Annotated in this window: 24 protein-coding genes; 18 read left to right on the plus strand and 6 right to left on the minus strand. The window is 67.0% G+C overall.

Features of this window, described 5'->3' with window-relative positions; all coding sequences use genetic code 11:
* Positions 1-22 precede the first annotated feature (22 nt).
* Complete coding sequence (locus ACN22W_RS06140; protein WP_412022173.1) at positions 23-652, minus strand: lytic transglycosylase domain-containing protein; 630 nt, start codon at positions 650-652, stop codon at positions 23-25.
* 540 nt (positions 653-1,192) lie between these two features.
* On the opposite strand from ACN22W_RS06140, the gene ACN22W_RS06145 reads away from it, so the two are divergent.
* Positions 1,193-1,978, plus strand: a complete 786-nt coding sequence (locus tag ACN22W_RS06145; RefSeq protein ID WP_412023410.1) for a response regulator — start codon at positions 1,193-1,195, stop codon at positions 1,976-1,978.
* 63 nt (positions 1,979-2,041) lie between these two features.
* Here ACN22W_RS06145 and ACN22W_RS06150 read toward each other — a convergent pair whose 3' ends face one another.
* Together ACN22W_RS06150 and ACN22W_RS06155 are read right to left on the minus strand one after the other, a co-directional pair.
* A complete protein-coding gene (locus ACN22W_RS06150; protein WP_419686789.1) occupies positions 2,042-3,244 on the minus strand; it encodes a histidine kinase in 1,203 nt (400 codons plus the stop codon).
* An 81-nt stretch (positions 3,245-3,325) separates the two neighbouring features.
* Positions 3,326-3,721, minus strand: coding sequence for a hypothetical protein (locus ACN22W_RS06155; protein ID WP_419686791.1), 396 nt, complete (start codon positions 3,719-3,721; stop codon positions 3,326-3,328).
* A gap of 169 nt (positions 3,722-3,890) precedes the next feature.
* Between ACN22W_RS06155 and ACN22W_RS06160 the strand changes: the two genes are divergently transcribed.
* The 13 genes from ACN22W_RS06160 (at position 3,891) to ACN22W_RS06220 (ending at position 15,353) form a co-directional block, all read left to right on the plus strand.
* Positions 3,891-4,412: an SCO family protein gene (locus ACN22W_RS06160; protein ID WP_419686792.1), complete on the plus strand. Its 522-nt coding sequence runs from the start codon at positions 3,891-3,893 to the stop codon at positions 4,410-4,412.
* A gap of 192 nt (positions 4,413-4,604) precedes the next feature.
* Positions 4,605-5,279, plus strand: coding sequence for a response regulator (locus ACN22W_RS06165; RefSeq protein ID WP_412022171.1), 675 nt, complete (start codon positions 4,605-4,607; stop codon positions 5,277-5,279).
* Positions 5,280-5,461: 182 nt separating this feature from the next.
* A complete protein-coding gene (gspG, locus tag ACN22W_RS06170; RefSeq protein WP_048251278.1) occupies positions 5,462-5,911 on the plus strand; it encodes a type II secretion system major pseudopilin GspG in 450 nt (149 codons plus the stop codon).
* Between the two features lie 55 nt (positions 5,912-5,966).
* Positions 5,967-7,169 carry a type II secretion system F family protein gene (locus tag ACN22W_RS06175; RefSeq protein ID WP_048251279.1) on the plus strand — a complete coding sequence of 401 codons (1,203 nt, stop codon included), beginning with the start codon at positions 5,967-5,969 and terminating at the stop codon, positions 7,167-7,169.
* Positions 7,170-7,187: 18 nt separating this feature from the next.
* Complete coding sequence (locus tag ACN22W_RS06180; RefSeq protein ID WP_412022169.1) at positions 7,188-8,909, plus strand: GspE/PulE family protein; 1,722 nt, start codon at positions 7,188-7,190, stop codon at positions 8,907-8,909.
* Positions 8,890-9,771 (plus strand): hypothetical protein, encoded by an 882-nt coding sequence (locus tag ACN22W_RS06185; RefSeq protein ID WP_419686795.1) that lies wholly within the window; start codon positions 8,890-8,892, stop codon positions 9,769-9,771. Before ACN22W_RS06180 ends, ACN22W_RS06185 begins: the two co-directional genes overlap by 20 nt.
* Positions 9,768-10,298 carry a hypothetical protein gene (locus tag ACN22W_RS06190; RefSeq protein WP_412022167.1) on the plus strand — a complete coding sequence of 177 codons (531 nt, stop codon included), beginning with the start codon at positions 9,768-9,770 and terminating at the stop codon, positions 10,296-10,298. Before ACN22W_RS06185 ends, ACN22W_RS06190 begins: the two co-directional genes overlap by 4 nt.
* Positions 10,295-10,861 carry a hypothetical protein gene (locus tag ACN22W_RS06195; RefSeq protein WP_419686797.1) on the plus strand — a complete coding sequence of 189 codons (567 nt, stop codon included), beginning with the start codon at positions 10,295-10,297 and terminating at the stop codon, positions 10,859-10,861. The genes ACN22W_RS06190 and ACN22W_RS06195 overlap by 4 nt, the downstream gene beginning before the upstream one ends.
* Entirely contained in the window at positions 10,858-11,466 is a 609-nt protein-coding gene (locus tag ACN22W_RS06200) for a hypothetical protein (protein WP_419686799.1), read from the plus strand. The genes ACN22W_RS06195 and ACN22W_RS06200 overlap by 4 nt, the downstream gene beginning before the upstream one ends.
* On the plus strand, positions 11,467-13,773 hold the full coding sequence (locus tag ACN22W_RS06205) for a secretin N-terminal domain-containing protein (RefSeq protein ID WP_419686801.1): 2,307 nt from the start codon (positions 11,467-11,469) through the stop codon (positions 13,771-13,773). It abuts the gene before it with no gap.
* 3 nt (positions 13,774-13,776) lie between these two features.
* Positions 13,777-14,334 carry a type II secretion system protein gene (locus ACN22W_RS06210; protein ID WP_419686803.1) on the plus strand — a complete coding sequence of 186 codons (558 nt, stop codon included), beginning with the start codon at positions 13,777-13,779 and terminating at the stop codon, positions 14,332-14,334.
* A 9-nt stretch (positions 14,335-14,343) separates the two neighbouring features.
* Positions 14,344-14,733: a type II secretion system protein gene (locus tag ACN22W_RS06215; protein WP_419686804.1), complete on the plus strand. Its 390-nt coding sequence runs from the start codon at positions 14,344-14,346 to the stop codon at positions 14,731-14,733.
* Positions 14,730-15,353, plus strand: a complete 624-nt coding sequence (locus ACN22W_RS06220) for a type II secretion system protein (protein WP_419686805.1) — start codon at positions 14,730-14,732, stop codon at positions 15,351-15,353. Before ACN22W_RS06215 ends, ACN22W_RS06220 begins: the two co-directional genes overlap by 4 nt.
* A gap of 202 nt (positions 15,354-15,555) precedes the next feature.
* On the opposite strand, the gene ACN22W_RS06225 is transcribed toward ACN22W_RS06220, so the two are convergent.
* The 3 genes from ACN22W_RS06225 to ACN22W_RS06235 form a co-directional block, all read right to left on the minus strand.
* Positions 15,556-17,520, minus strand: coding sequence for a PhoX family protein (locus ACN22W_RS06225; protein WP_419686807.1), 1,965 nt, complete (start codon positions 17,518-17,520; stop codon positions 15,556-15,558).
* Between the two features lie 165 nt (positions 17,521-17,685).
* A complete protein-coding gene (locus tag ACN22W_RS06230; protein WP_419686808.1) occupies positions 17,686-18,879 on the minus strand; it encodes an ammonium transporter in 1,194 nt (397 codons plus the stop codon).
* A gap of 244 nt (positions 18,880-19,123) precedes the next feature.
* Entirely contained in the window at positions 19,124-19,459 is a 336-nt protein-coding gene (locus ACN22W_RS06235) for a hypothetical protein (protein WP_419686810.1), read from the minus strand.
* A 193-nt stretch (positions 19,460-19,652) separates the two neighbouring features.
* Between ACN22W_RS06235 and ACN22W_RS06240 the strand changes: the two genes are divergently transcribed.
* The 4 genes from ACN22W_RS06240 (at position 19,653) to ACN22W_RS06255 (ending at position 22,136) form a co-directional block, all read left to right on the plus strand.
* Positions 19,653-20,081 carry a hypothetical protein gene (locus tag ACN22W_RS06240; protein WP_412022157.1) on the plus strand — a complete coding sequence of 143 codons (429 nt, stop codon included), beginning with the start codon at positions 19,653-19,655 and terminating at the stop codon, positions 20,079-20,081.
* Positions 20,082-20,171: 90 nt separating this feature from the next.
* Entirely contained in the window at positions 20,172-20,627 is a 456-nt protein-coding gene (locus tag ACN22W_RS06245) for an Rrf2 family transcriptional regulator (RefSeq protein WP_412022156.1), read from the plus strand.
* 114 nt (positions 20,628-20,741) lie between these two features.
* A complete protein-coding gene (locus ACN22W_RS06250) occupies positions 20,742-21,383 on the plus strand; it encodes an NAD(P)-dependent oxidoreductase (protein ID WP_419686812.1) in 642 nt (213 codons plus the stop codon).
* Positions 21,384-21,665: 282 nt separating this feature from the next.
* Positions 21,666-22,136, plus strand: coding sequence for an Lrp/AsnC family transcriptional regulator (locus tag ACN22W_RS06255; protein WP_129514137.1), 471 nt, complete (start codon positions 21,666-21,668; stop codon positions 22,134-22,136).
* Positions 22,137-22,145: the final 9 nt, after the last annotated feature.

Raw genomic sequence — 22,145 nt, forward strand, 5'->3', positions numbered from 1 at the left:
CCGGAAACATCAGCCGGAAACATCAACTCGAATCGAGGAGCCGTTTGTAGCGCGCGAGCACGCGCGGGACATACACGCGCGTTTGCGGCGACGACGGAATGCGATAGCCGGCGCGAATCACGGCATTTTCTCCGGCATTGTAGGCGGCCAGCGTGAGTTCGACGTTGTCCTTGAACATGTCGAGCAGGAAGCGCAGATAGCGCGCGCCGGCCAGCACGTTGTCGCGCGGATTGAACATGTCTCCGCTCGAAAAGCGCCGAGCGGTGTCGGGCATCAACTGCATGAGCCCTTGCGCGCCCTTGTCCGAGACCGCCTTCGGGTTGTATCCCGATTCGACGTCGATCACCGCGCGCAACAGTTCCGGTGGTACGCGAAACGCGCGGCTCGCTTCCTCGATCACGTCGGCGAACGAGGGCAGCGCGCCGCCGGCCAGCTTCGATGCGGCGTGCTTCATGTCGGGTGGGGCGGGCGCGTTGCTCGCGACGATCACCTTCAGGCCGGCCGTGCCGAGTTCGTTGGTGAGGATGATCGCACCATTGCTGGTCACCGTGCCGAATATCTGCGCGTTCGCGGCGCACGTCCACGCCGAGCCGAGTGCCACGCATGCGGCAGCGATCGCGATTCTCAATCCGGATAAAGGTCGGCGGTGCATCTTCCAGGTCTCCTGCACCTGGATTGTCGGCGACGGGAAACCGGACCGGCAATGGGGCACCTCCCTACACTTCGAGGCCAAAACGGCGGCCGCAAAAAACGGTGCAAAGTTGTTACTCCCGTAACGGCTGGTAATGAGCAGTAACCGGAGAAGATTAACAATCCTTACTACACGGCGTTGGTTTCTTCTCGATTTGGCGTAGTCGCGGCGGGAATGTTTTTATTCATGTTGGAATGCGAGTGACATTCCCGCCATCGGTATTCACACTGACGCGCCGAAAAACATGAAATCGATACAGTTCTGAAACATTTCCGGAGGGCGGCGAGGGTGCGCCGCGGACAGGCGGAATCCGGATCGCCGCCGCCGCAGGCTGGTGGCGCGATGGCGCGATCCTTGCTGTAGCGACACGCATGGCTGTTGGTTGTCGCGAAATTCAATCATCAATCCGGGCAGGGGAAACCACGCAGCGAGCGTTTCCGGAACTGCGCAGGATGTGTCGGTGCGACACGCCGCGCAGGGATGGAGGAACGGGGGATCGTCGTGAATACCAAATGTCGCGTTGTAATTGCAGAGGACCATGACCTGCTGAGAAATGGCCTGCGGTCGATGTTGTGCGCGCAAGGCGACTATGACGTCGTCGGCGAGGCACGGGACGGCAAGGAGGCGTGTCATCAGGCATTGGCGCTGGCTCCCGATCTGATCCTGATGGATCTGTCGATGCGCGGGATGAACGGCATCGATGCGAGCGCAACGATCAAGCGGCGCACGCCGACGGTCCGGATCATCGCGCTCACGGTTCACCAGAGCGAGGAGTACGTGCGGGAGGCGCTGCGGGCGGGGGTCGACGGTTACGTGCTCAAGGACGTTTCGTTTGACGAATTGCTCCTCGCGATGCGCATGGTCAGGCAGGGGAAGAAGCATCTGAGCGCGGACGTGTATGGCTACATGGTCGACTCGTTTGTGACCGGCCGCGAAATGCCTGCGCCGAGAAAGGCCTGGGACATCCTCACCGCGCGCGAGCGTAGTGTGCTGAAGCTGATTGCCGAAGGGCGCACCAACCGACAGGTCGGCCAATACCTGAATCTGAGCCCGAAGACGATCGAGAAGTATCGGGCGAGCATGATGCACAAGCTCCATCTCGCGAACGTGACGGAACTGGTGCTGGTCGCGATGAGCATGGGCTTGTTGACCTCGCTCGCGGCGAAGTGCGCGGAACCGGATGCGGACGACGTGCCGACTCACTCGATCGACGACGTCGGGGCCCCGGAAGACGCCGGCGCGCATGCGAGACTGGACGATTATCCGCTCGGCGGCATGAAGGATTGACCGCGGGATTGACCGCGCGATTGACGGCGGGGCTGACTGCTTGACCGACTGCGATCGCGCGCGTCAGCAGGCCCAGCTCGCCGAGATGAGCGTGCCCGTGGCGGCCGACGACTGGATCGAGAACGTGCCGCCGTGCGACTCGACGCGGTGCTGCATGCCGATCAGGCCGAGCCCGTCCGTGTGCGCGTCTTCCGTCGTCAGCGTGCGATGTTCGTAGCCGATGCCGTTGTCGCGAATCGTCAGCAGCAGGCCGTCGGCGTCGTGGCGCAAGCCGAGTGCGATCTTGGTGGCCTCCGCATGCTTGACGATGTTGTTGAGCGCCTCCTGCGCGACCCTGAACATGTCCGCCTTCAGATGGTCGGGTATGTCGTCGTCGTCGACATCGCAATTGAACTCGACCGTCAGCGTGTTCACGTCACGCTCGATGCGCCGGCACAGCGAAGCGAGGGCCGCCGACAGGCCGAGCTTGTCGAGCATCGGCGGCCGCAATTCACCGCATATCTGCCGTACTTCGCCGATCGTTTCGCGGATCCGGAGCACCGTCGAATCGAGCAGATTCGCCGCCTCGTCGATTTCGCCGCGACGAATGCGCATCAGCGCGTCTTCATTCATCAGCTTGATGAGCGTCAACGCCTGACCGAGCCCATCGTGCAATTCCGCGGCAAGCCGGTAGCGCTCCTTCTGCTGGCCCATCAGCAGATAGGCGTGGCGGGCAGGCGCGCCCGCGTAGTGCTCCGCGGCTGCATCGTGCGGCTCGGGCTCGAGGGCCGGCGGTTCCTCGAACAGCGTCAGCAGCAGGCGCTCGCTGGTTGTCGTGGCGGGAAGCGCCTGCTGGTGCACCATGAACTGCGCGGGATGGCCGGTTCGACCGCTGAGCATCGTCGTGAACGAATGACAGGGAAGGGTGGCGCCTCTGGATAATTCGTCTGCCAATTCGCCGTGGGCATCGTCGAGCGCCATGTCGGACAGATGCTTGCCGACGAGCTCGGCGCTCGAATAGCCGAACAGTGCCTCGGCGCTGCGATTCGCCGAGACGAAGGTTCCGTCGGCCGTGAGAATGGCAAGGGCGGCGCCGCGTGCATCGGTGACGATACCGTCGCCGCGATCGCCCGCGCGCACCGCACCGCGAAGCTTGCGCATCGCATCGATCAGATCGAGCAGCCTGATTTGTGGCCTGGCGGGCTGGCGTTCAATCATGGGAGCTCCCGATGCGCAGTTTTCAGGAAACCGTAAGATTGCGTCCATTCTAGGACGCGACCGCTGCACGCCGCAACAAGGGGAATGCGGGGTTGGAGCATGGGGACATCCCGGCACCCGCCAGCGGGTAATCCAGCAAGCGGACATACCCTACCGGCCTTTGGGGGGCGTCATCCCATGACGCTCGGGACCGAATTCAAGACACTGCGCTGACGAGGCACGGAAACGGCCATTGTCTTGTTTATCGTCAGGGGAGGTCGGTATGAAACGGATTGCCAGATCGACGATGGGGGCATTCGTGGTGGCGGGTGTCACGATCGCCGCGACCGCCGCGTGGTGCGCGCCCGTCGATAGCGTCGCCGAGGGCGTGGGCGAGAACGTCAGCGAGCGCGTTGGCGAGCATTCCGCCGCGAATGTCGATGAAAATGCGATGCCTGCGATGCCTGCGATGCCTGCGATGCCTGCGATGCCTGCGATGCCTGCGATGCCGGATGTTGCCGCGAGCCCCGACGACCACGCGATGCCGGACGCCGTCGGGCACGTCATGGAGCACGACGCGCAGGGCGCCGCCGGGAGCGCGGTCAAGCAAGCTGATGAAAGCACAACCGAAAGCACGCGCGGAAAAACCGCGGAAAGCAGTACCGGGGACGCCGCCGGACCCGCCACGGAAAACGCGGAGCCAGCCACCGCCGGGACCGCACCCGAAGCAGCCGGCATGCACATGCATCACGTCGTGATGCCGGGCACGATGCACACGACGGCCCAATACACGCTGCCGTCGGTCGACCTCGTGCGAGACGACGGCAAGACCGTATCGCTGGTCAAGGAAGTGGACGACGGCAGGCCGGTGATCCTGACGTTCATCTACACCACCTGCACGACCATCTGTCCGATGATCAGCCAGACCCTCGAGCGGCTGCAGGGCGAGCTGGGCCCCGACCGCGACAAGGTGCACATCGTGTCGATCTCGATCGATCCGGAGCAGGACACGCCGGAGCGGCTCAAGGCCTATGCCGCGCACTTCGAAGCCGGGCCCGAATGGCAGCACTACACGGGCACGGTCGAGGCGAGCATCGCGGCGCAGCGCGCGTTCAACGTCTTTCGCGGCGACAAGATGGCTCACACGCCGGTGACGTTCATGCGGGCCGCACCCGGCCAGCCGTGGCTGCGCATCGACGGCTTCGCGACGCCGACCGAACTGCTCGCGGCCTATCGCGACGTCGTCGCTTCCAACTAGCGTAGTGTCCGCTGGCAAGCGGTGCTTATGTGCCAGCGGAGTCGTGCTCGTGGCAAGGCGCAAACCGCAGCGATGCCCAGTGGCATCGCGAGGATTTGCCACGCAGCCACGGGCGCGAAGGCGCAGCGCATAAGTGCCGATCAGCGCCGTACGCTGCACTAGGTGCAACGCGTCCGTCAGGGAGCGTCGAAATTGGAAAAGAAGCATCGCGTGCTGATCGTCGAGGATCAGCATCTGCTGCGGCTCGGTCTCAGCCACATGGTGTCCGAGCTGGACGACTACTGCATTGTCGGCGAGGCGAGCGGAGGGTTCGAGGCCTGCTGTCTCGCCGCGCAGACGCTGCCCGACCTGATCCTGATGGATCTGTCGATGCCGGGCGGCAGCGGCTTCGAAGCGATTGCCGCGATCAAGCGCGATGCGCCGCGTACGCGGATCATCGTCCTCACCGTCCATCGCAGCGAAGACAACGTCAGGGAGGCGTTCGCGTCCGGTGCGGACGGCTACGTCGTCAAGGATTCGTCGTTCGCCGACCTGGTCCGCGAGATGCGCTTCGTGATGCAGGGCAAGTGCGTGATCAGCCTGGACGCGTATCGGGCCCGCGCCGGCCTGCAGGGGCTGCACGAGACGAGCGCTCACAAGGCGCGCCTGTGGAATGCGCTGACGACCCGCGAGCGCACGGTGCTGCGTCTCGTCGTCGAGGGGCACACGAGCCGGCAGGTCGGCGAGTGCCTCCAGCTCAGCCCGAAAACGGTGGAAAAGCATCGTGCGAACCTGATGCGCAAGCTCGGCATCGTGAACCTGACCGGCCTCGTCCACTTCGCGATCGACATCGGCGTGCTCGCGCTGACCGACGACGACCGTGTGTGAAAACCCTCCATCGCGCCATCGCGCAACTGGGGGGGATCTACCCATGTCGATGGACGGCCCTCCCTACTTCTGACGCGTATCGCCCTGAACAAGAATGCAATCAACGGCTTCAGCGGTGCTGAAGCGGCAGGCGATACAGGGAGAAAGCCGTGCGCGACGAATTGTCCTCGATCCGGCCCGGCATGCCGGGGCTGCAGCGGCAGGGCGGCGGGCTCGCTCGCCGCATCCGTGCGAACCGCGGCTTCACGCTGCTCGAGCTGCTCGTCGTGATGGTCATCATCGGGTTGCTGGCGGGGCTCGTCGCGCCACGGTATTTCGAACAGGTCGGCAAGTCGAACGTGAAGATCGCCCGCGCGCAGATCGTGTCGCTCGGCCAGGCCCTCGATCAGTACCGGCTCGACGTCGGTTTCTATCCGACGACCGAGGAAGGGCTGGATGCGCTCGTCAACAAGCCGCAGAGCGCGCCGCGGTGGAGCGGCCCGTATCTGCAGAAGGCGGTTCCGGTGGATCCGTGGGACCGTCCGTACCAGTATCGCTCGCCCGGCGAGCACGGCGACTACGACCTGTATTCGCTCGGCAAGGATGGGCGCGGCGGCGGCACCGGCGAGAACGTGACGATCTCGTCGTGGTAGGGCGGTGAGGCCCGGCGGCCGTGCCTGTCGTGCGCAGTCAGCAAGGAGAGTCGACGTGAAGTTCGTGCTGCGTGTCTTCGATACGAATGGCTCGGTCCAGACGCTTCGCCTCGACAGCGACTCGCCGGCGACCGCGGCGGCGCTCGCGCGCTCGCGCGGCCTGCGGGTCGTGTCGGTCAGCACCGACGCGCGGCGGCAGCGGCGCGGCGCGCGCCGGTTCGGAATGCCGGGCGCGCGGTTCGACGTCGCGATGTTCGCGCGCGAGCTCGCGGCGCTGCTCGACGCGGGCGTCGGCGTGGTCGACGCATTGCGCACGCTCGGCGGCAACGTGCGGCGCGAAGCGTCCGCTCAGGTGTATCGCGACCTGCTGCGGCAACTGGAGGAGGGGCAGTCGCTGTCGGCGGCGCTCGAGCACGCGAGCCCGATCTTCCCGCCGGTGTTGATCGCGTGCGTGAAGGCGAGCGAGCAGACCGGCGGCCTCGCCGACAGCCTGACTCGTTACTCGCGCAATAGCGCGACGCTCCACGAGCTGCGCGCGCGTGTGGTGTCGGCGGCGATCTATCCGACGGTGCTGTTGTTCGTCGGCGCGGCCGTCGTGCTGTTTCTGCTCGGTTTCGTGGTGCCGCGGTTCGCGTCGCTCCTCGAACACAGCGGCCGCGAACTGCCGCTGATGTCGCGGCTGCTGATGGCGTGGGGCGGCATGGTGCACGCGCACGGCGCCGGGCTGGCGGCCGCGTTTGCAGTGCTGGCCGTGGCAACCGGCGTTGCGCTGCGCCGGCCGGCGCTGAGGATCTGGATCGCCGATCGCCTGCTGGCGCTGCCCGGCATCGGGCAGCATTTCCGCGTGTTTCGCCAGTCCCAGTTCTATCGCACGACGGCGATGCTGGTCGACGGCGGCATTCCCGCCGTTCGCGCATTCGATCTGGCGCGCGGCCTGGTAGGCCGCGCGGACCAGGCCGCGCTCGCGGGCGCGCTGCAGCAGGTCCGCAATGGCGCGAGGATCTCCGATGCGTTCCAGCAGGCCGGCCTCGCGAACGCGATCGGCTACCGCCTGCTGACGGTCGCCGAAAAAACCGGCGGCCTCGGGCCCGTGCTCGACCGGATCGCCGCGTTCCAGGAAGCACAGGTGTCGCGCACGATCGATCTGATCTCGCGACTGATCGAGCCCGCGATGATGATCGTGATCGGCGTGGTGATCGGCGGCATCGTCGTGCTGATGTACCTGCCGATCTTCGAGATCGCGTCGAGCATTCAGTAGGCTGCCCTGGAGACACGCGTGGATACCGTCACCCCCCCACCGGAAGACTTCCCCGACGCGGGCCCCGCGTTGCGCGACGTCCTGCGCGCGCTCGGCAGACAGCACGGCTCCGGCATTCGCGCACTCGAAGTGCTGATGGCGCAGACGGCGCTCGGCGCGGACGAGATGCGCGCGCAGCTCGCCGCGCAATTCCGGATGAAGCCGATCGGGATGCGCGAGCTGGGCCGCCTCGAGCCGGATTTCGACACGGTGCCGTTCGTCGATGCGACGGCTCGCCTGTGCGTGTGCTTCCGCGATCCCGACGGCGGCGACGCGCGGTTGTTCGCGATCGCCGATCCGCTCGATGCACGCACGCGCGGCTGGGTCGAACACCGAATGCGTGCGCGACCGGCGGTGCCGTACGGCTGGGCGCTTGCGAGCGCCGGGGATCTCAACGCGTATCTGACCGTGCGCGAGAAGGATATTCGCGCGATGGACTCGCTCGCGTTCGACGATCCGATCCAGAACGCGCCCGATCCGGCGTCGCTCGCGCTGACGCTGCAGGGCATCAGCAGCGACGACAGTCCGGTGGTGCGCCTGCTCAATTCGACGATCTACGACGCGCTCAAGATGCTCGCGAGCGACATCCACCTGGAATGCCGCGCGAACGGCCTGATGATCAAGTGCCGTGTCGACGGCGTGCTTACCGTGGTGGGCCGCGTCGAGGGTCGGGATGTCGCCGACCAGGTCCTGTCCCGCGTGAAGGTGATCTCCGAGCTCGATATCGCGGAGCGCCGCGTTCCGCAGGACGGGCGCTTCAAGGCGATGTACGCCGGGCGCGAGATCGATTTCCGCGTGTCGATCATGCCGAACCAGTTCGGCGAGGACGCGGTGTTGCGGATACTCGACCGCTACCAGCTGTCCCAGGCCGCGGGCGGCCTGACGCTCGAGGCATTGGGCTTCCAGCCGGGCGACACGCGCTTCATGCGCTCGGTTGCGTCGATGCCGTACGGGATGCTGCTCGTCACGGGGCCGACCGGCAGCGGCAAGACCACGACGCTTTACGCGATCCTCACCGAGATCAACAACGGTCTCGAGAAGATCGTGACGATCGAGGATCCGGTTGAATACCAGCTCGGCGAAATCCTGCAGATTCCGGTCAACGAGGCGAAGGGCCTGACCTTCGCGCGCGGGCTGCGGTCGATCCTGCGGCACGACCCGGACAAGATCATGGTCGGCGAGATCCGCGATCCGGAAACCGCGCAGATCGCCGTGCAGGCCGCGCTGACCGGCCACCAGGTGTTCACGACCGTGCACGCGAACAACGTGTTCGACGTGATCGGCCGCTTCACGAACATGGAGGTCGATCCGTACAGCTTCGTCTCCGCGCTCAACGGCGTGATCGCGCAGCGGCTGCTGCGCCAGTGCTGCCCGGATTGCCTGGCCGAGGACGCGGTGGACGCGGATGCGCTCGCCCGCTCGGGCATCGACCCGGATTCGGCCGGCAGCTACCTGTTTCGTCGCGGCACGGGGTGCGCGATGTGCCGCGGCAGCGGCTATCGCGGCCGGCGTGCGATCGCGGAGGCGCTGCGCATGAACGACGAGCTGAGGCAACTGCTGTCGGAGCGCGCGCCGCTCGGGCACATCAAGGCGGCGGCGCTGCGCCACGGGATGACGACGTTGCGATCGGCGGCAATCGAACTGGTGCGGCGCGGCGAAACGACGCTCGAGGAGATCAATCGTGTCACGATGGTTGAATAACCCGCTTGCGATCGGCGTCGGGACGCGCGAGATCGTCGTCGGCGTCCGTTCGCCCGCACTGTGGCGACCGCGCAAGCGCGCGTTCGCCGCCGATCCGGTCAGCGTCGCGATTCCCGACGTGCAGTTCGGCAGCGAGACGGGCGTGCTCGACGCGCTGCGCGCCGCGCTGGCCGCGACCGGCACGCCACCCGGCGGCGCGGCCGATGCCGCCACCACGCAGGGGCAGGCGCGGGGCGCGCACGTCGTGCTCGACGATTTCTGGTGCCACCACGCGATATTGCGCGGCGACTTCCGCGCGTTGCGCATGCGCGAACTTGAAGAAATCGTGCTCGCCCATTTCTCCGACACATACGGGATCGACGGTGCATCGCTGGTCGTGCGCTTCTGCGTGCAGCAGGGCGGCCGCGCGCTTTTCGCCGGCGCGCTGTCGCGCACGCTGCACGACGGCATCCATGACGCGGGGACATCCGCCCGGGTCCGCATCCGCAGCCTGAGATCGGGTCTTCCGGAGACGCTGAATCGCATCGCGGTGAAAGCCGGCGCCGATGGGCTGCTGATTGTCGTCGCCGATGCGTTGATGCAGGCGATCATGATCGAGCGGGGCGGCTGGGCCGCCTACGATGCGCAACGCCTCTTTCCCGGCGAGTCCGACGACGCGTCGCGGCTGGCCGAACTCGCGGAGCAGTTGTTCGAACGTTCGGCAACGCGGACCGGCCTGAAGTGCGAGGACTGCCCGGTCTATCTGACCGGGATCGACATGGACTTCGCGCCGTTCGATGCGCGATTCGCGGCCGCGGTACGGCTGCCAGGGCCGGCGCTCGCCGGCTCGTCCGCGAGCCGGCTGATGGAGTACGCGCCATGATGCCGATGCTCGATATCGACTTCTGCCGGCGCGGTGCACGCACCGGGACGAGCGGGGTGATCCTGCTGGGCGTCGCCGTGCTGCTGTGCGCCGCGTGCGGCGCATGGCTGTGGCATGCCTATGCGGAGAACGACCGCGCGCGGGCGAACGCGGAGGCCGCCGAGCATCGGACGCTCGCGCAGCGGCACGTCGTGAAGCCGCCGCCGACGGCGGCCGCGAAGCTCGCGGAAAAGCAGAGCCAGGCGGTGCTGCGCGAACTGACCGTGCCGTGGCAGACGCTGTTCGCGCTCGTCGAGGACTATCCCGACCATGACGTCGCGCTGATCGGCATCGACCAGAACCCGGCGCAAGGCCAGATCCGCATCACTGCCGAAGCGAAGAATCCGGACGCGATGATCGCGTACCTGAAGTATCTGCAGACGAGCGTCGTGCTGCGCGAAGCGGTGCTCAACGGTCATCTCGTCGAGGACAACGTTCCGGGCAAGCCGGTGCGTTTCCAGATCACGGCCGTCTGGAGGACGTCATGAAAACCGATCGGTTGACGGACCGCCTGGCCACGCTGCGTTTCGAGTTGCGGCGCGCCTTCGGTCTGCCGGGACTCGTCGGCCTGCTGCTGATCGGCGCGGCGGCCATCGCGGTCGCGGCGATCGCCAGCCTGGAAGCCGATACGCGCGCGATGCAGGCGCCGGCCGGGGTCGTGCGGGCGACGCACGGCCATCGTCCGGTCGCGGCGCGCGGCGCGCAGGCGGACGCGGTAGCGCTCGACACGTTGCCCGAGCTGTTCCCGCGGTTCTCGCAAAGTGCGGACGACATCGCGTCGATCTTCGCGCAGGCGCGCGACAGCCATCTGACGCTCGGTTCGGCCGAGTATCAGGTGACGACCGAGTCGGGCGCGCACTTCGCGCGCTATCAGGTGCTGCTGCCGGTCAAGGACCAGTACGGTGCGATCCGGCAATTTCTCGCGTCGGTGCTCAATCACGTGCCGAACGCGGCGCTGCAGGAAATCCACGTCGAGCGCCCCGCGGTGGGCAGCAACATCCTCGATGCGCGCGTGCGCTTCGAGCTCATCTACCGGAGCGCCCAGCCATGATTTCCGCCGTCATGAAGCCCGCGTCGCACCGGCGCATCGCGCTGGCGCTGTGCTGTGTCCTCGTTGCCAGCGCCGGGTATCGCGTGCTGGTCGCGGCGATGCAGCAGCCGGCAGCGGTCCCGGCATTCGGCGGCCTGCATCGCGACGGCGGGCATACGCTGCCGGCGCGGACCGCCGCGCACGCCGCGGTGCCCGCGTCCGTGTCCGTGTCCGCACCACGACCTGCGTCGGCCGGCGCGGCAGCGGCGACGCCGCAGGAGAAGCTCGCCGCGTTGCGCGCGCCGGTGTCCATCGAAGCGGCGCACGACCCGTTCACCGCGTCGTCATGGCTGCCGCCGGCGCCCGTCGTCGTGCCGACACTGCCCGACACGCGCCCGGCGCCACCGTCGGCGCCGCCGGTCCCGTTCACCTATGTCGGCGAGCAGGACGCCAAGGCGGCGAAGCCGCATGTGTTTCTCAGCAACGGCGATCAGTTGCTGATCGTTTCGCCAGGTGACGTGATCGATGGCCAGTATCGCGTCGAGTCGGTTTCGGAGTCGAACGTGGTGCTGACCTATCTGCCGCTGAACCAGGTGCAGGTGGTGGCCATTCCAAGGGAAAAGTAGATGAAAACCTCATGCACACGGGGTGCGCGCCGCGCTGGGGACAGCGGCCCATCGACATGCCTTTCGCCCTTCACGCCGTTCGATTTCCGGCACGCGCCGGCGAGCCGGATCGCGACGAAACGCGCGCTGGCGATCGCCGTGGCGCTGCTCGCGTGCGGCGGCTGCGCGCATGTGCCGAACGTCCAGGACGATCCGACCAACGCGCAGGTGAGGATCGACGCGTTGCACGCGCGCGACGCCGAAGTCAACCAGTTGCTCGATAACGCCGACCAGTTCCGCAAGCAGAACCAGTTCGACGATGCGGCCCGGTCCGACTACATGGCGACCCAGCTCGATCCGTCGAGCGAGCGCGCCCGCAGGATCGGCACGATGATCGAGCAGGACCGCAAGCATCTGGCGATCCTGCAGGAAGCGGACCGCATGATGAAGCGCGGCTCGTACGCGCAGGCGGCCGAACGCGTGCATCGCGTGCTGGTCGAGGACCCGAGCAATGCGATGGCCGGGCGGATGCAATCGGAGCTCGACGACAAGCGCCGGCAGCAGCACTCGGAACGGGACGACAAGCTCGCCGCTTCGTCGATCATGCGCACGCCGGTGTCGCTGCAGTTCCGCGACGCGAACGTGCGGATGGTGTTCGAGGCGTTGTCGCGGACGTCGGGGCTGAACGTCATCTTCGACCGCGACGTGCGCGCCGACCTGAAGACGACGATCTTCGTGCAGAACGCGTCGCTGCAGGACACGGTCGACATGATCCTGTTGCAGAACCAGCTCGACAAGAAGCAGATGAATGCCAACACGCTGTTCATCTACCCGGCGACGCCCGCGAAGGAGCTCGAATACCAGGAGCTCAAGGTGCGCACGTTCCAGCTGTCGAACGTCGACGCGAAGCAGGTCCAGTCGCTGCTCAAGAGCCTGTTGAAGGTGAAGGAGGCCGTGATCGACGAGCACGCGAACACCGTGACGATCCGCGGCACGCCGGACATGATCAAGGTCGCCGACGAGATGATCGCGGCCCAGGACCTGCCGGAGCCGGAGGTGATGCTCGAGGTCGAGGTGCTGGAGGTGTCGCACGAGCGGATGTCGCAGCTCGGCATCAACTGGCCCAACTCGTTCACGGTATCGACGCCGAGCACGGCGAGCACCTGGGGCGCGCTGCATCATCTGCCGGTCAATGCGCTGAATGTCAGCGGCCTGTCCGCCACCGCGGACTTCAAGCTCACGGACACCGATGCGAACCTGCTCGCGAGCCCGCGCATCCGCACGCGCAACAAGGAGAAGGCGCGCATCATGATCGGCGACAAGGTGCCGGTGATCTCGAGCTCGAGCACGCCGAGCACGAGCGGTCCGTCGTTCACGCAGATGATCCAGTACCTGGATGTCGGCATCAAGCTCGAGGTGGAGCCGCAGGTCTATCGCGACGGCGACGTCGGCATCAAGCTGAATCTCGAGGTCAGCAACATCACCAATACGATCCAGAGCAGCAATTCGCAAGGGCTGAACTCGCTCGCGTACCAGATCGGCACGCGCAGCGCGTCGACGAGCCTGCGCCTGCGGGACGGCGAAACCCAGATCATGGGCGGGCTGATCTCGGACGAGGACCGCCGCAACGCGAACAAGGTACCGGGGCTCGGGCAGATGCCGTTGCTCGGCCGCCTGTTCTCGGATCATGAAGGCGATCACAAGAAGACCGAGATCGTGCTGCAGATCACGCCGCACATCGTCCGGCCGCAGGTCGCGGCGGATGCGGACACGCAGGAAGTGTGGTCGGGCACCGACGTCAACGTGCATGCCGACCAGTTGCGGCTCGATCCGGTGGCGCTGAACGCGGAAGATGCCGCGGCCACGGCCGCGACGCCCGCGACGAAGCCGATGCCCGGCAGCGTGGGCGGCGGCACCACGGGCGGCAGGGCGCCGTCGCCGCTGGAGGCGGCGGCGATCCGGGCGCAGCCGTCGCCGGAGAGCGGGGCGTTCGGGCAGATGCCTGCCGCGCCTCGCACGACGCCGCCGCCCGAACCTTACGGCGGGCGTTTCTCGAGACCGCAGCCCGCGCTGCCCGCGCCCGCGGCGGGCGCGGCACCCGCGAATGGTGACGCGCAGGCGGCCGGGCCGGTGGGCAACGAAGTCGCGCCGGCCCCGGGCACGACCGTGACGCCGGTGGCGTCGCCGGCCGTGCAGGCTGCCGCGCCGGCTGCACCGGCTGCACCGGCTGCACCGGCCGCGCCAGCGACGCCGCCTCCGACGCTGCAGATGCCGGCGGGCGATATCCCGAGCGATAACCCGCTTCACCCGATTCAGAACGGGAATTGAACCGTGGCTACCCGGACCGGCACGACGCGCAGCGGCTGCACCGGCCGTCCCGGGCAGCGCGGCTTCACGCTGATCGAGATGGTGATCACGCTCGCGCTCGTGGCGATACTCGCGCTCGCGGTCATGCCATTTTCCGAGCTGGTCGTGCAGCGCCAGAAGGAGCACGAGCTGAGTGTCGCGTTGCGGGAGATCCGCACCGCGCTCGACGCGTACAAGGACGCAAGCGATGCAGGGCAGATCGAAAAGGAAGCGGAAGCGTCCGGCTATCCGCCGTCGCTGGCCGTGCTGGTGACCGGCGTGAAGAACGCCCGGGATCCGAAGGGCGGCCTGCTGATGTTCCTGCGTCGGGTGCCGCGCGATCCGTTCTTCGCGGGCGATCCCGACACGCCCGCCGAGGAGACCTGGGACGTGCGCGCCTATGGCACGCCGCTGGATCCGGCGGCCGGCGGTCCGCCGGCCGGCGACGCATCCGGGAGCGCCGAGGCCGGCAAGGACGTGTTCGACGTGACGTCGAAATCCGCGGTCGTCGGCATCAACGGCATCCCGTACAAACAATGGTGACGGTGCAACATGAAACACGCTCGCACGCGCAGGTCCCGCGGATTCACGCTGATCGAGATCGTGGTCGTTATGGCCATCATCGGCCTGCTTCTGACGTTGGCCGTGCCGCGCTACATGCACAGCATCGAGCGCGGGAAGGAACAGGTCCGGCAGCAGAACATCGCCGTGATGCGCAATGCGATCGACCAATACTACGGCGACAACGGCCAGTACCCGGACACGCTCGACGAACTGGTCGCGAAGCACTATCTGCGTTCGGTCCCGCTCGATCCGGTGAATGGCGACGACAAATGGGCAGCGGTCGCGTCGCCGGACGAGTCGAAGCCGGGCGTCTACGACGTGGTGCCCGCGAGCGGCCCGCAGGGTGTGCCGCCGAGCGCGGCCGGAGCGGCGAAATGAGCCGGGCCGGCCGGACGGCGCGCGCGATGCGCGGCTGCCCGCGTGCCGCGCGTCAGCGCGGGCTCGTGCTGCTGGCGCTGCTGATCGCGCTGATGCTTATGTCGATCGCACTGGCAGGGGCGCTGGATGTCTGGTCGCTGCAACGGCGCCGCGAGGACGAGCGGCAACTGCTGTTCGTCGGCGATCAGTACCGGAAGGCGATCGTCCGCTACTACCGTCTGGCGCGCGTGTACCCGCAAACGGTCGACGACCTGCTGGACGACAACCGGTTCGTCAAGCCGGCGCATCATCTGCGCCGCGCCTATCCGGATCCGATTACCGGACAGAACGACTGGGCGTTCCTGTGGCGGGACGATCGCTTCTATGGCGTCTACAGCAACTCGGATCAGGCGACGGTCAAGCGGGCGGGATTTCCGCTGCGATACATGGACTTCGAGGGCGAGGAGACTTACCGCAAGTGGAAGTTTCTGTACCTCGCGCCCGGCCTCATCCTGCCGGCCAGCGACGCGGCCCCGGTGTCCGCGTCCGCGGCCGTGCCTGCCCAGGCGGCGAGCTTCCCGAGCCTGTCCGGGTTCGCGGGCGGCTACCTGCCGGGGCAGTCGCCGTCCGGCCTGCGTTGACGGTCGACCGGTCGCCGCGCGCGCCGGCGTGCGCGCAAAAAAAAAGCGCGACGCCCGCACTGGGCATCGCGCACAAACCGGCGTGGAGCGCCGACGAATGAACGGTGATGAAGAAAGGGACGCCCGGTTAGGGACGCCCGGTCAGGGACGCCCGGTTAGGGACGCCCGGCCAGGGGACCAAGCCCCCCCTCGCGCGAATCGGTCAGGCCTTCGCGAGTTTGATGCTGGTTTGCTCGGCCGTCAGGTAGCCGACGCTTGCGCCGAAGCGATCCTTGAAGTTCGCGCGCACGAGCGGATCGAGCGTCGGCTTGACCTTGTCGTGCAGCGGCGATTCCCAGTCGCCCGCGTGCTGGAAGTTGCTCATGATGTACGTCCAGCCGTTGATCTCGTCGACCGCGTGCAGGCCCGTCGATTCGGCGCCGGCCGGGCACGACAGCACGCGCACGAGCGACTTCGTGTCGACGTTGTAGGCCCACAGGAAGTTGTTCACGTGCATGCCCGAGTCCTCGCCGATGAAGAGCGTGCGCAGCTTTTCGGAGAACTTCAGGTTGTCGGGGTTCGCGATCTTGTCCGGGTTCGCGAGGTTGCCGAGCCCGTCGGCCGCGGCGAGATCCTCGCCGACGAGCGCGGCCGGCGCGCCCATGTCGACCGGCACCCATTCGCTGTCGATCGCGCTGCCCGTCGTATCGCGCTGGCTGCCCTTCAGGTTCAGCGCGTAGACGGCGCCCGCGGCGATCTTCTTGTCGACCGCGACGTCGCGCGACACCGCATTGCCCTTGACCATCGACGTCTCGATCCGCGACATCGCCGTATAGACGATCTTGTCCTTCGCGTTCACGGTCGTGCCTTCGAGCTTCGTGAAGGCCATGCTGCCGCCGAGCAGCGCCGCGTAGCGGTGCGTCTCGAGGAACGCGGCCGCCTTTTCCATCCCCGGCTTCACGCGCATCCAGTTGAACTTGCCGCCGAAGTGGATCTTCGCGTAGCTCGCATCGTTCGGATCGGTGGTCGTCAGGTCCATGATGTCCGACGCCTTCAGCGTATTCGCGAGCGCTTCGATCTCGCTGCTGGTCGCGTGGCCGATCTTGATCCACGTGAGCGTCGCGGTGCCCGCGCCGGCCGACGACGTCTGCGTCCACTTCGCGACGTACAGCGTGCCGGCCGACAGGTCGGCCGCCTTGTCGGCGACGAACATGAACAGGCCGCCGTTGGTTGCGTCGTCACCCATCATCACGGTGCGCTGGTCCGGCATCACCTGGATCAGCTCGTGCGAGATGCGGCCGAGGCAGTAGTGCTTCTTCACGGTGCCCGTGCCGTCCGCGTTCACGGTGATCTCGGGCAGGTGGCCGTAGTGGTAGGGGTTCGCCTTCGTCTCGTCGCCGAACGTGTTCTTGCTGAACGCCTTGAACTGCGCGTCGGTCGCGACCTTCGTCGCGTCCGGCTCGTATTCCTCGCTCGACAGGTGCGTGCCCCACGGCGACAGGCTCGCGCCGCAGGTGATCCACAGGCCGTGCGCCTTCGACGTGTCGACGTTGTGGTACTTGACGACCTTCAGCGCGCCGTTGGCCGGATCCTGGTCGAGCGTGAGCACCGCGATCGGCGACGGCAGCTGGCCGTACTGCGATGCGCTGGCCTGGTCGCGCGTCGTGTATTCGAACTGCACGACCGCGAACACCGTGTTGCCCTTCACGCCGGGCACGTTCGCGTTCTTCAGCGTGAGCAGCGAGCTGCCGTCCGGGCAGTCGGAATAGAACTGGCGCTCCTTGCCGGCCACCGAACGGTCGATGATCGGCTGGTTGTTGATGTCGTAGTAGCCGCCCGCGAGCGTCGTGCCGCCCTTGCCGTCCGGCACCATGTCGCCCGTCACGAAGAACGGCCGGTACGCGAGCTTGAAGTTGCGCGCCGAGCCGTCCGAGAACGACACCGACAGCGTCGAGCCGACCGTCGTCGTGGCCATCGCGGCCGCGTTGTCGAGCGTGGGTGCTGCCATCGCCGAGAACGTCGCCGACGTATACGCGGCGGCGACCGGGGCCGGCGTCGACGCCGGATTGTCGTCGCCGCCGCAACCCGTCAGCAGGGCCGGCAGCGCGAGGCCGGAAAGAGGCAGCATCGGCGCGCCGGCGAGGATCTTCAGGGCCTGACGACGGGCAGCATTGGGCAACGCGGGCATGTGGAGTCCAGTTTCAGTTGTTGGAAGAATGGCCTTCGCGAAACGGAAGCAGGCGAGCGGCAAGCTTCGCGAAGGCAAATTGAAAACTGGACCGAAGTGTAAGGACGCTCGATGAAAGTTTTGTGAATTGAAAACGTAATATTGCGTCGGGCGTTCGTCAGGGGCTCAATCGCGTTCCGGCGTCGCCGAGATGCGATGGATCGACAGGTCGGCGCCGTCGAATTCGGCTTCGCGATCGAGGCGCAGCCCGACGGTCGCTTTCAGCGCGCCGTAGACGAGCGTGCCGCCCGCGGTCGCGATCGCAATGCCGCCGAGCGTGCCGACGAGCTGCGACATGAACGACACGCCGCCGAGGCCACCGAGCGCGGGCAGCCCGAACACGCCGGCCGCGAGGCCGCCGAGCGCGCCGCACATCCCGTGCAGCGGCCACACGCCGAGCACGTCGTCGATGCGCCACTTGTTCTGCACGCAGGTGAACATCGCGACGAACAGCGCGCCGGCCGCGGCGCCGGTGACGAGCGCACCGATCGGGTGCATCACGTCGGAGCCCGCGCATACCGCGACGAGGCCCGCGAGCGGCCCGTTGTACGTGAAGCCCGGGTCGTTGCGGCCCGCCATCCACGCGGCGAGCGTGCCGCCGACCATCGCCATCAGCGAGTTCACGGCGACCAGGCCGCTGATCTTGTCGAGCGTCTGCGCGCTCATCACGTTGAAGCCGAACCAGCCGACCGCGAGCACCCATGCGCCGAGCGCGAGGAACGGGATGTTCGACGGCGGGTGCGCGGCGATGCGGCCGTCCTTCGCATAACGGCCGTGACGTGCGCCGAGCAGCAGCACGGCCGGCAGCGCGACCCAGCCGCCGAACGCATGCACGACGACCGAGCCCGCGAAATCGTGGAACGGCGCACCGAACGCATGCGTGAGCCACGCCTGCACGCCGAAGCGCTCGTTCCACGCGATCCCCTCGAAGAACGGATAGATGAAGCCGACGATGATCAGCGTCGCGATGAGCTGCGGGTTGAACTTCGCACGCTCGGCGATGCCGCCGGACACGATCGCCGGGATCGCCGCCGCGAAGGTCAGCAGGAAGAAGAAGCGCACGAGCGCGTAGCCGTTGTGCTGCGACAGCGTGCCGATGTCGTCGAAGAATTCGACGCCGTAGGCGATCGTGTAGCCGATGAAGAAATACGCGAGCGTCGACACCGAGAAGTCGACCAGGATCTTCACGAGCGCGTTGACCTGGTTCTTCTTGCGGACCGTGCCGAGTTCGAGAAATGCGAAGCCCGCGTGCATCGCGAGCACCATGACGGCGCCGATCAACAGGAACAGTGTGTCGACGCCGGATTTCAGACCATCCATGCCGTGGCTTCCTTGCGCAAAAAACGGGCAAGGAACGCAAGTATCGAGCCAACTTGGTGAACGGCTGCGTGGAATTGGTGCTCTGGCCCCGCGCGATGCGGCATTCCGGTGAATCGTGCACGGTCCGGGGGCGCGGCCGGCAGGGGCTGGTGGCCACATCGGATGCACGCGCGTGGTGCGTGCGGCGGGGCCGGCGGTGCGATGTGGTGCGCAACGGTGCGTCGCTGCGCACCGATCTGGCGCGTCAGTGACGCACGAACAGCATGCGCGGCCGGCGCAGCCGCAACGCGCACGCGGACCAGTACGCGGCGACGGTTGCCAGTCCGAGCGCGGCGAATGCGAGCGCCGCGAAGCCCGCGAGCGACTGGCCGTCGCTGTCGGGGCCGAGGATGCCTTGCGCGACGATCAGCGCGGCCGTCCAGAAGCCGATCACGGCCTGCGTGAACAGACGTGCTGACGCGACGCGGCGCGGACGCCCGGCTTCGGCCAGGCGGCGCGCCGACGGCGGGCGCAGGCACAGGAACAGGGTGGCGGCGAGCAGCGCGGCCAGCGCGATGAACCAGTCGATGAGGAAAGCCATGAGGAAAAGGGGACACGTACGAAGCGGATTGAAGCGTGCCCACTTTAGTGGCGTAGCGTCTGCGATTGAATCAGACGAATCCGAAATTGAAAGGCATTTTTAATCACGGGGCGTTATTGGGCCTGTTCCACAGGCGGTATCATCGACGTCGGTACAACCACGAGGCCGTGCGACGCGCGGCCGGAGATTGCTGATGAACATGAAGATTTCGCGGGCGCGTCGCGTGCCCGGGTCCGCACTGGCGGCCGTCGCCGTCGGTGCGCTGCTGTTGCTCGCCGGCTGCGAGAAATCCGGCGCGCCGGCCACGCAACCCGATACGGCCGCGAGCGCGGCCGCCGATGCCGCGAACAATGCGGCCAAGGCGATCGACCAGGTGGCGAGCACCGTCAACCAGCAGCTCAACGCCGCGAAGGCCGGCATCGCGTCCGCCGCGTCGGCCGTGCCGCCGCTGTCCGCGAGCGGCCTCGCATCCGCCGCGCAGGCGCAAATCGACGCGGCAGCGTCCGCGGTCGTCGCGCATGCGGCTTCCGAGGCAGGCGCGAAGATCGCGGAAGCCGGCAAGAAGCTCCAGCAGTGGAGCCAGCAGAACGCCGCGGGTGCCAAGCCCGCGAGCGGCCAATGACGCGGGCTTGCATAATCCGCAAAATGTAATTATCATGGTTACACATGTCGCCGGCCGCGGTACGGGCCGGCGTCGCCGAGTGGGTGAGGAATGAATACCAGCAGCCGGTTCGCGTTTGCCGTTCACGTGCTTGCCTTGCTGTCGATGCAGGAGGGCGTGCCGTTGTCGTCCGACATCATCGCGGGCAGCGTGAACACGAATCCGGCCCTGATCCGCCGGCTGCTGTCGATGCTGGCGGCCGCGGGGCTGACCACGTCGCAGCTTGGCGCGGGCGGTGGCGCGCTGCTGGCGCGCGAGCCCGGCGAGATCACGCTGCTCGACGTGTATCGCGCGGTCGACGATGCGCAACTGTTCGCGCTGCACCGCGAGGCGCCAAACCCCGCGTGTCTGGTCGGGCGGCACATCCAGGGCGTGCTGATCGACTACATCGGCGACGCGCAGCGCGCGATGGAGGCATCGCTTGCCACGCGCACGCTGGCCGATGTCACGGCCGACGTGCTGAATCTGGAGCAGCGCACGCAACACGCAGCACGCGCCGGCGGGTGACCGGAGGCAGGCAGGGCAGGTGCCGCGATCGGCGCAACGGACGATTCGCTCCGTTTTTTTTCGGCCTTATATGTAATTGACGATGTTACACATTTTACTTTCTGGAGAATCGAGATGACGCAACGTACCTTGAACATCGCGCTGTTTGGCGCCACCGGCATGATCGGCTCGCGTATCGCGGCGGAAGCGGCCCGACGCGGCCACCGTGTCACCGCGCTGTCGCGCAATCCCGGCGCGGCCGGCGACGGCATCACCGCGAAGGCGGCCGACCTGTTCGACGCGGCCAGCATCGCGGCCGCGCTGCCGGGTCATGACGTCGTCGCGAGCGCGTACGGTCCGAAGCAGGAAGATGCGGCGAAGGTCGTCGCCGTCGCGAAGGCGCTGGTCGCCGGCACGCGTCAGGCGGGCCTGAAGCGGCTCGTCGTCGTGGGTGGCGCCGGTTCGCTCGAAGTCGCGCCCGGCAAGCAGCTCGTCGACAGCGAAGGTTTCCCGGACGCGTACAAGCCGGTCGCGCTCGCGCACCGCGATGCGCTCGACTACCTGAAGACCGTCGGCGATCTCGACTGGACGTTCTTCGCGCCGGCTGCGCTGATCGCACCGGGCGAGCGGACGGGCACGTTCCGCACGGGCGCCGGCAAGCTGATCGTGGACGCGCAAGGCAACAGCAAGATCTCGGCGGAAGACTACGCGGCCGCGTTCGTCGACGCGCTCGAGCAGGACAGCTTCGTGCGCGAGATCGCGACGGTCGCGTATTGAGCGGCGTGAGGCCGGCGGCGCGTAAGCGCCGGCCTGGCCCGGACGCGGCGCACGAGCCGACACGCGCGCGAACTTCAGGCGACGCTACCTTGACGGGTGGCGTCGCCTGTTTCGTTTGGAGAGCGGCGACGGCTGGCGGGATCGTGCACGGGGCGGATTCGTTCGTGCCGTGCTCGTCCCGGATTGGTATTTATACCGGTCGACGCGGTGGGGTGGTTTCCATATTGTTCCCCGTTGTGCAGGATGCATAGAATAAATTTCTATCTACGAGGGACTGGAGAAATGGACGCCATCGATCGCAAGCTGCTGGAGTTGTTGCAGTCGGATGCCACGCTGCCGATCGCGGAACTGGCACAGCGCGTGAACCTGTCCCAGACGCCGTGCTGGAAGCGGGTGCAGCGGCTCAAGGAAACCGGCGCGATTCGCGCGCAGGTGGCGCTGTGCGATCCGCGCAAGCTCGGGGTCGGCACGACCGTGTTCGTCGCGATCCGCACGAACCAGCACACCGAGGAGTGGGCGCAGCGTTTCACGCAGGCGGTGCGCGACATGCCGGAAGTGGTCGAGGTCTACCGGATGAGCGGCGAGACCGATTACCTGCTGCGCGTCGTGGTGGCCGGCATCGACGACTACGACCGCGTCTACAAGCAGCTGATTCGCGCGGTGCCGCTGTTCGACGTCAGTTCGTCGTTCGCGATGGAGCAGATCAAGTATTCGACCGCGCTGCCCGTACGCGATCTCTCCGAGCCGGCTTGACGCGGCACG

This window comes from Burkholderia theae (genome assembly GCF_048565265.1).
Lineage (GTDB): Bacteria > Pseudomonadota > Gammaproteobacteria > Burkholderiales > Burkholderiaceae > Burkholderia > Burkholderia theae.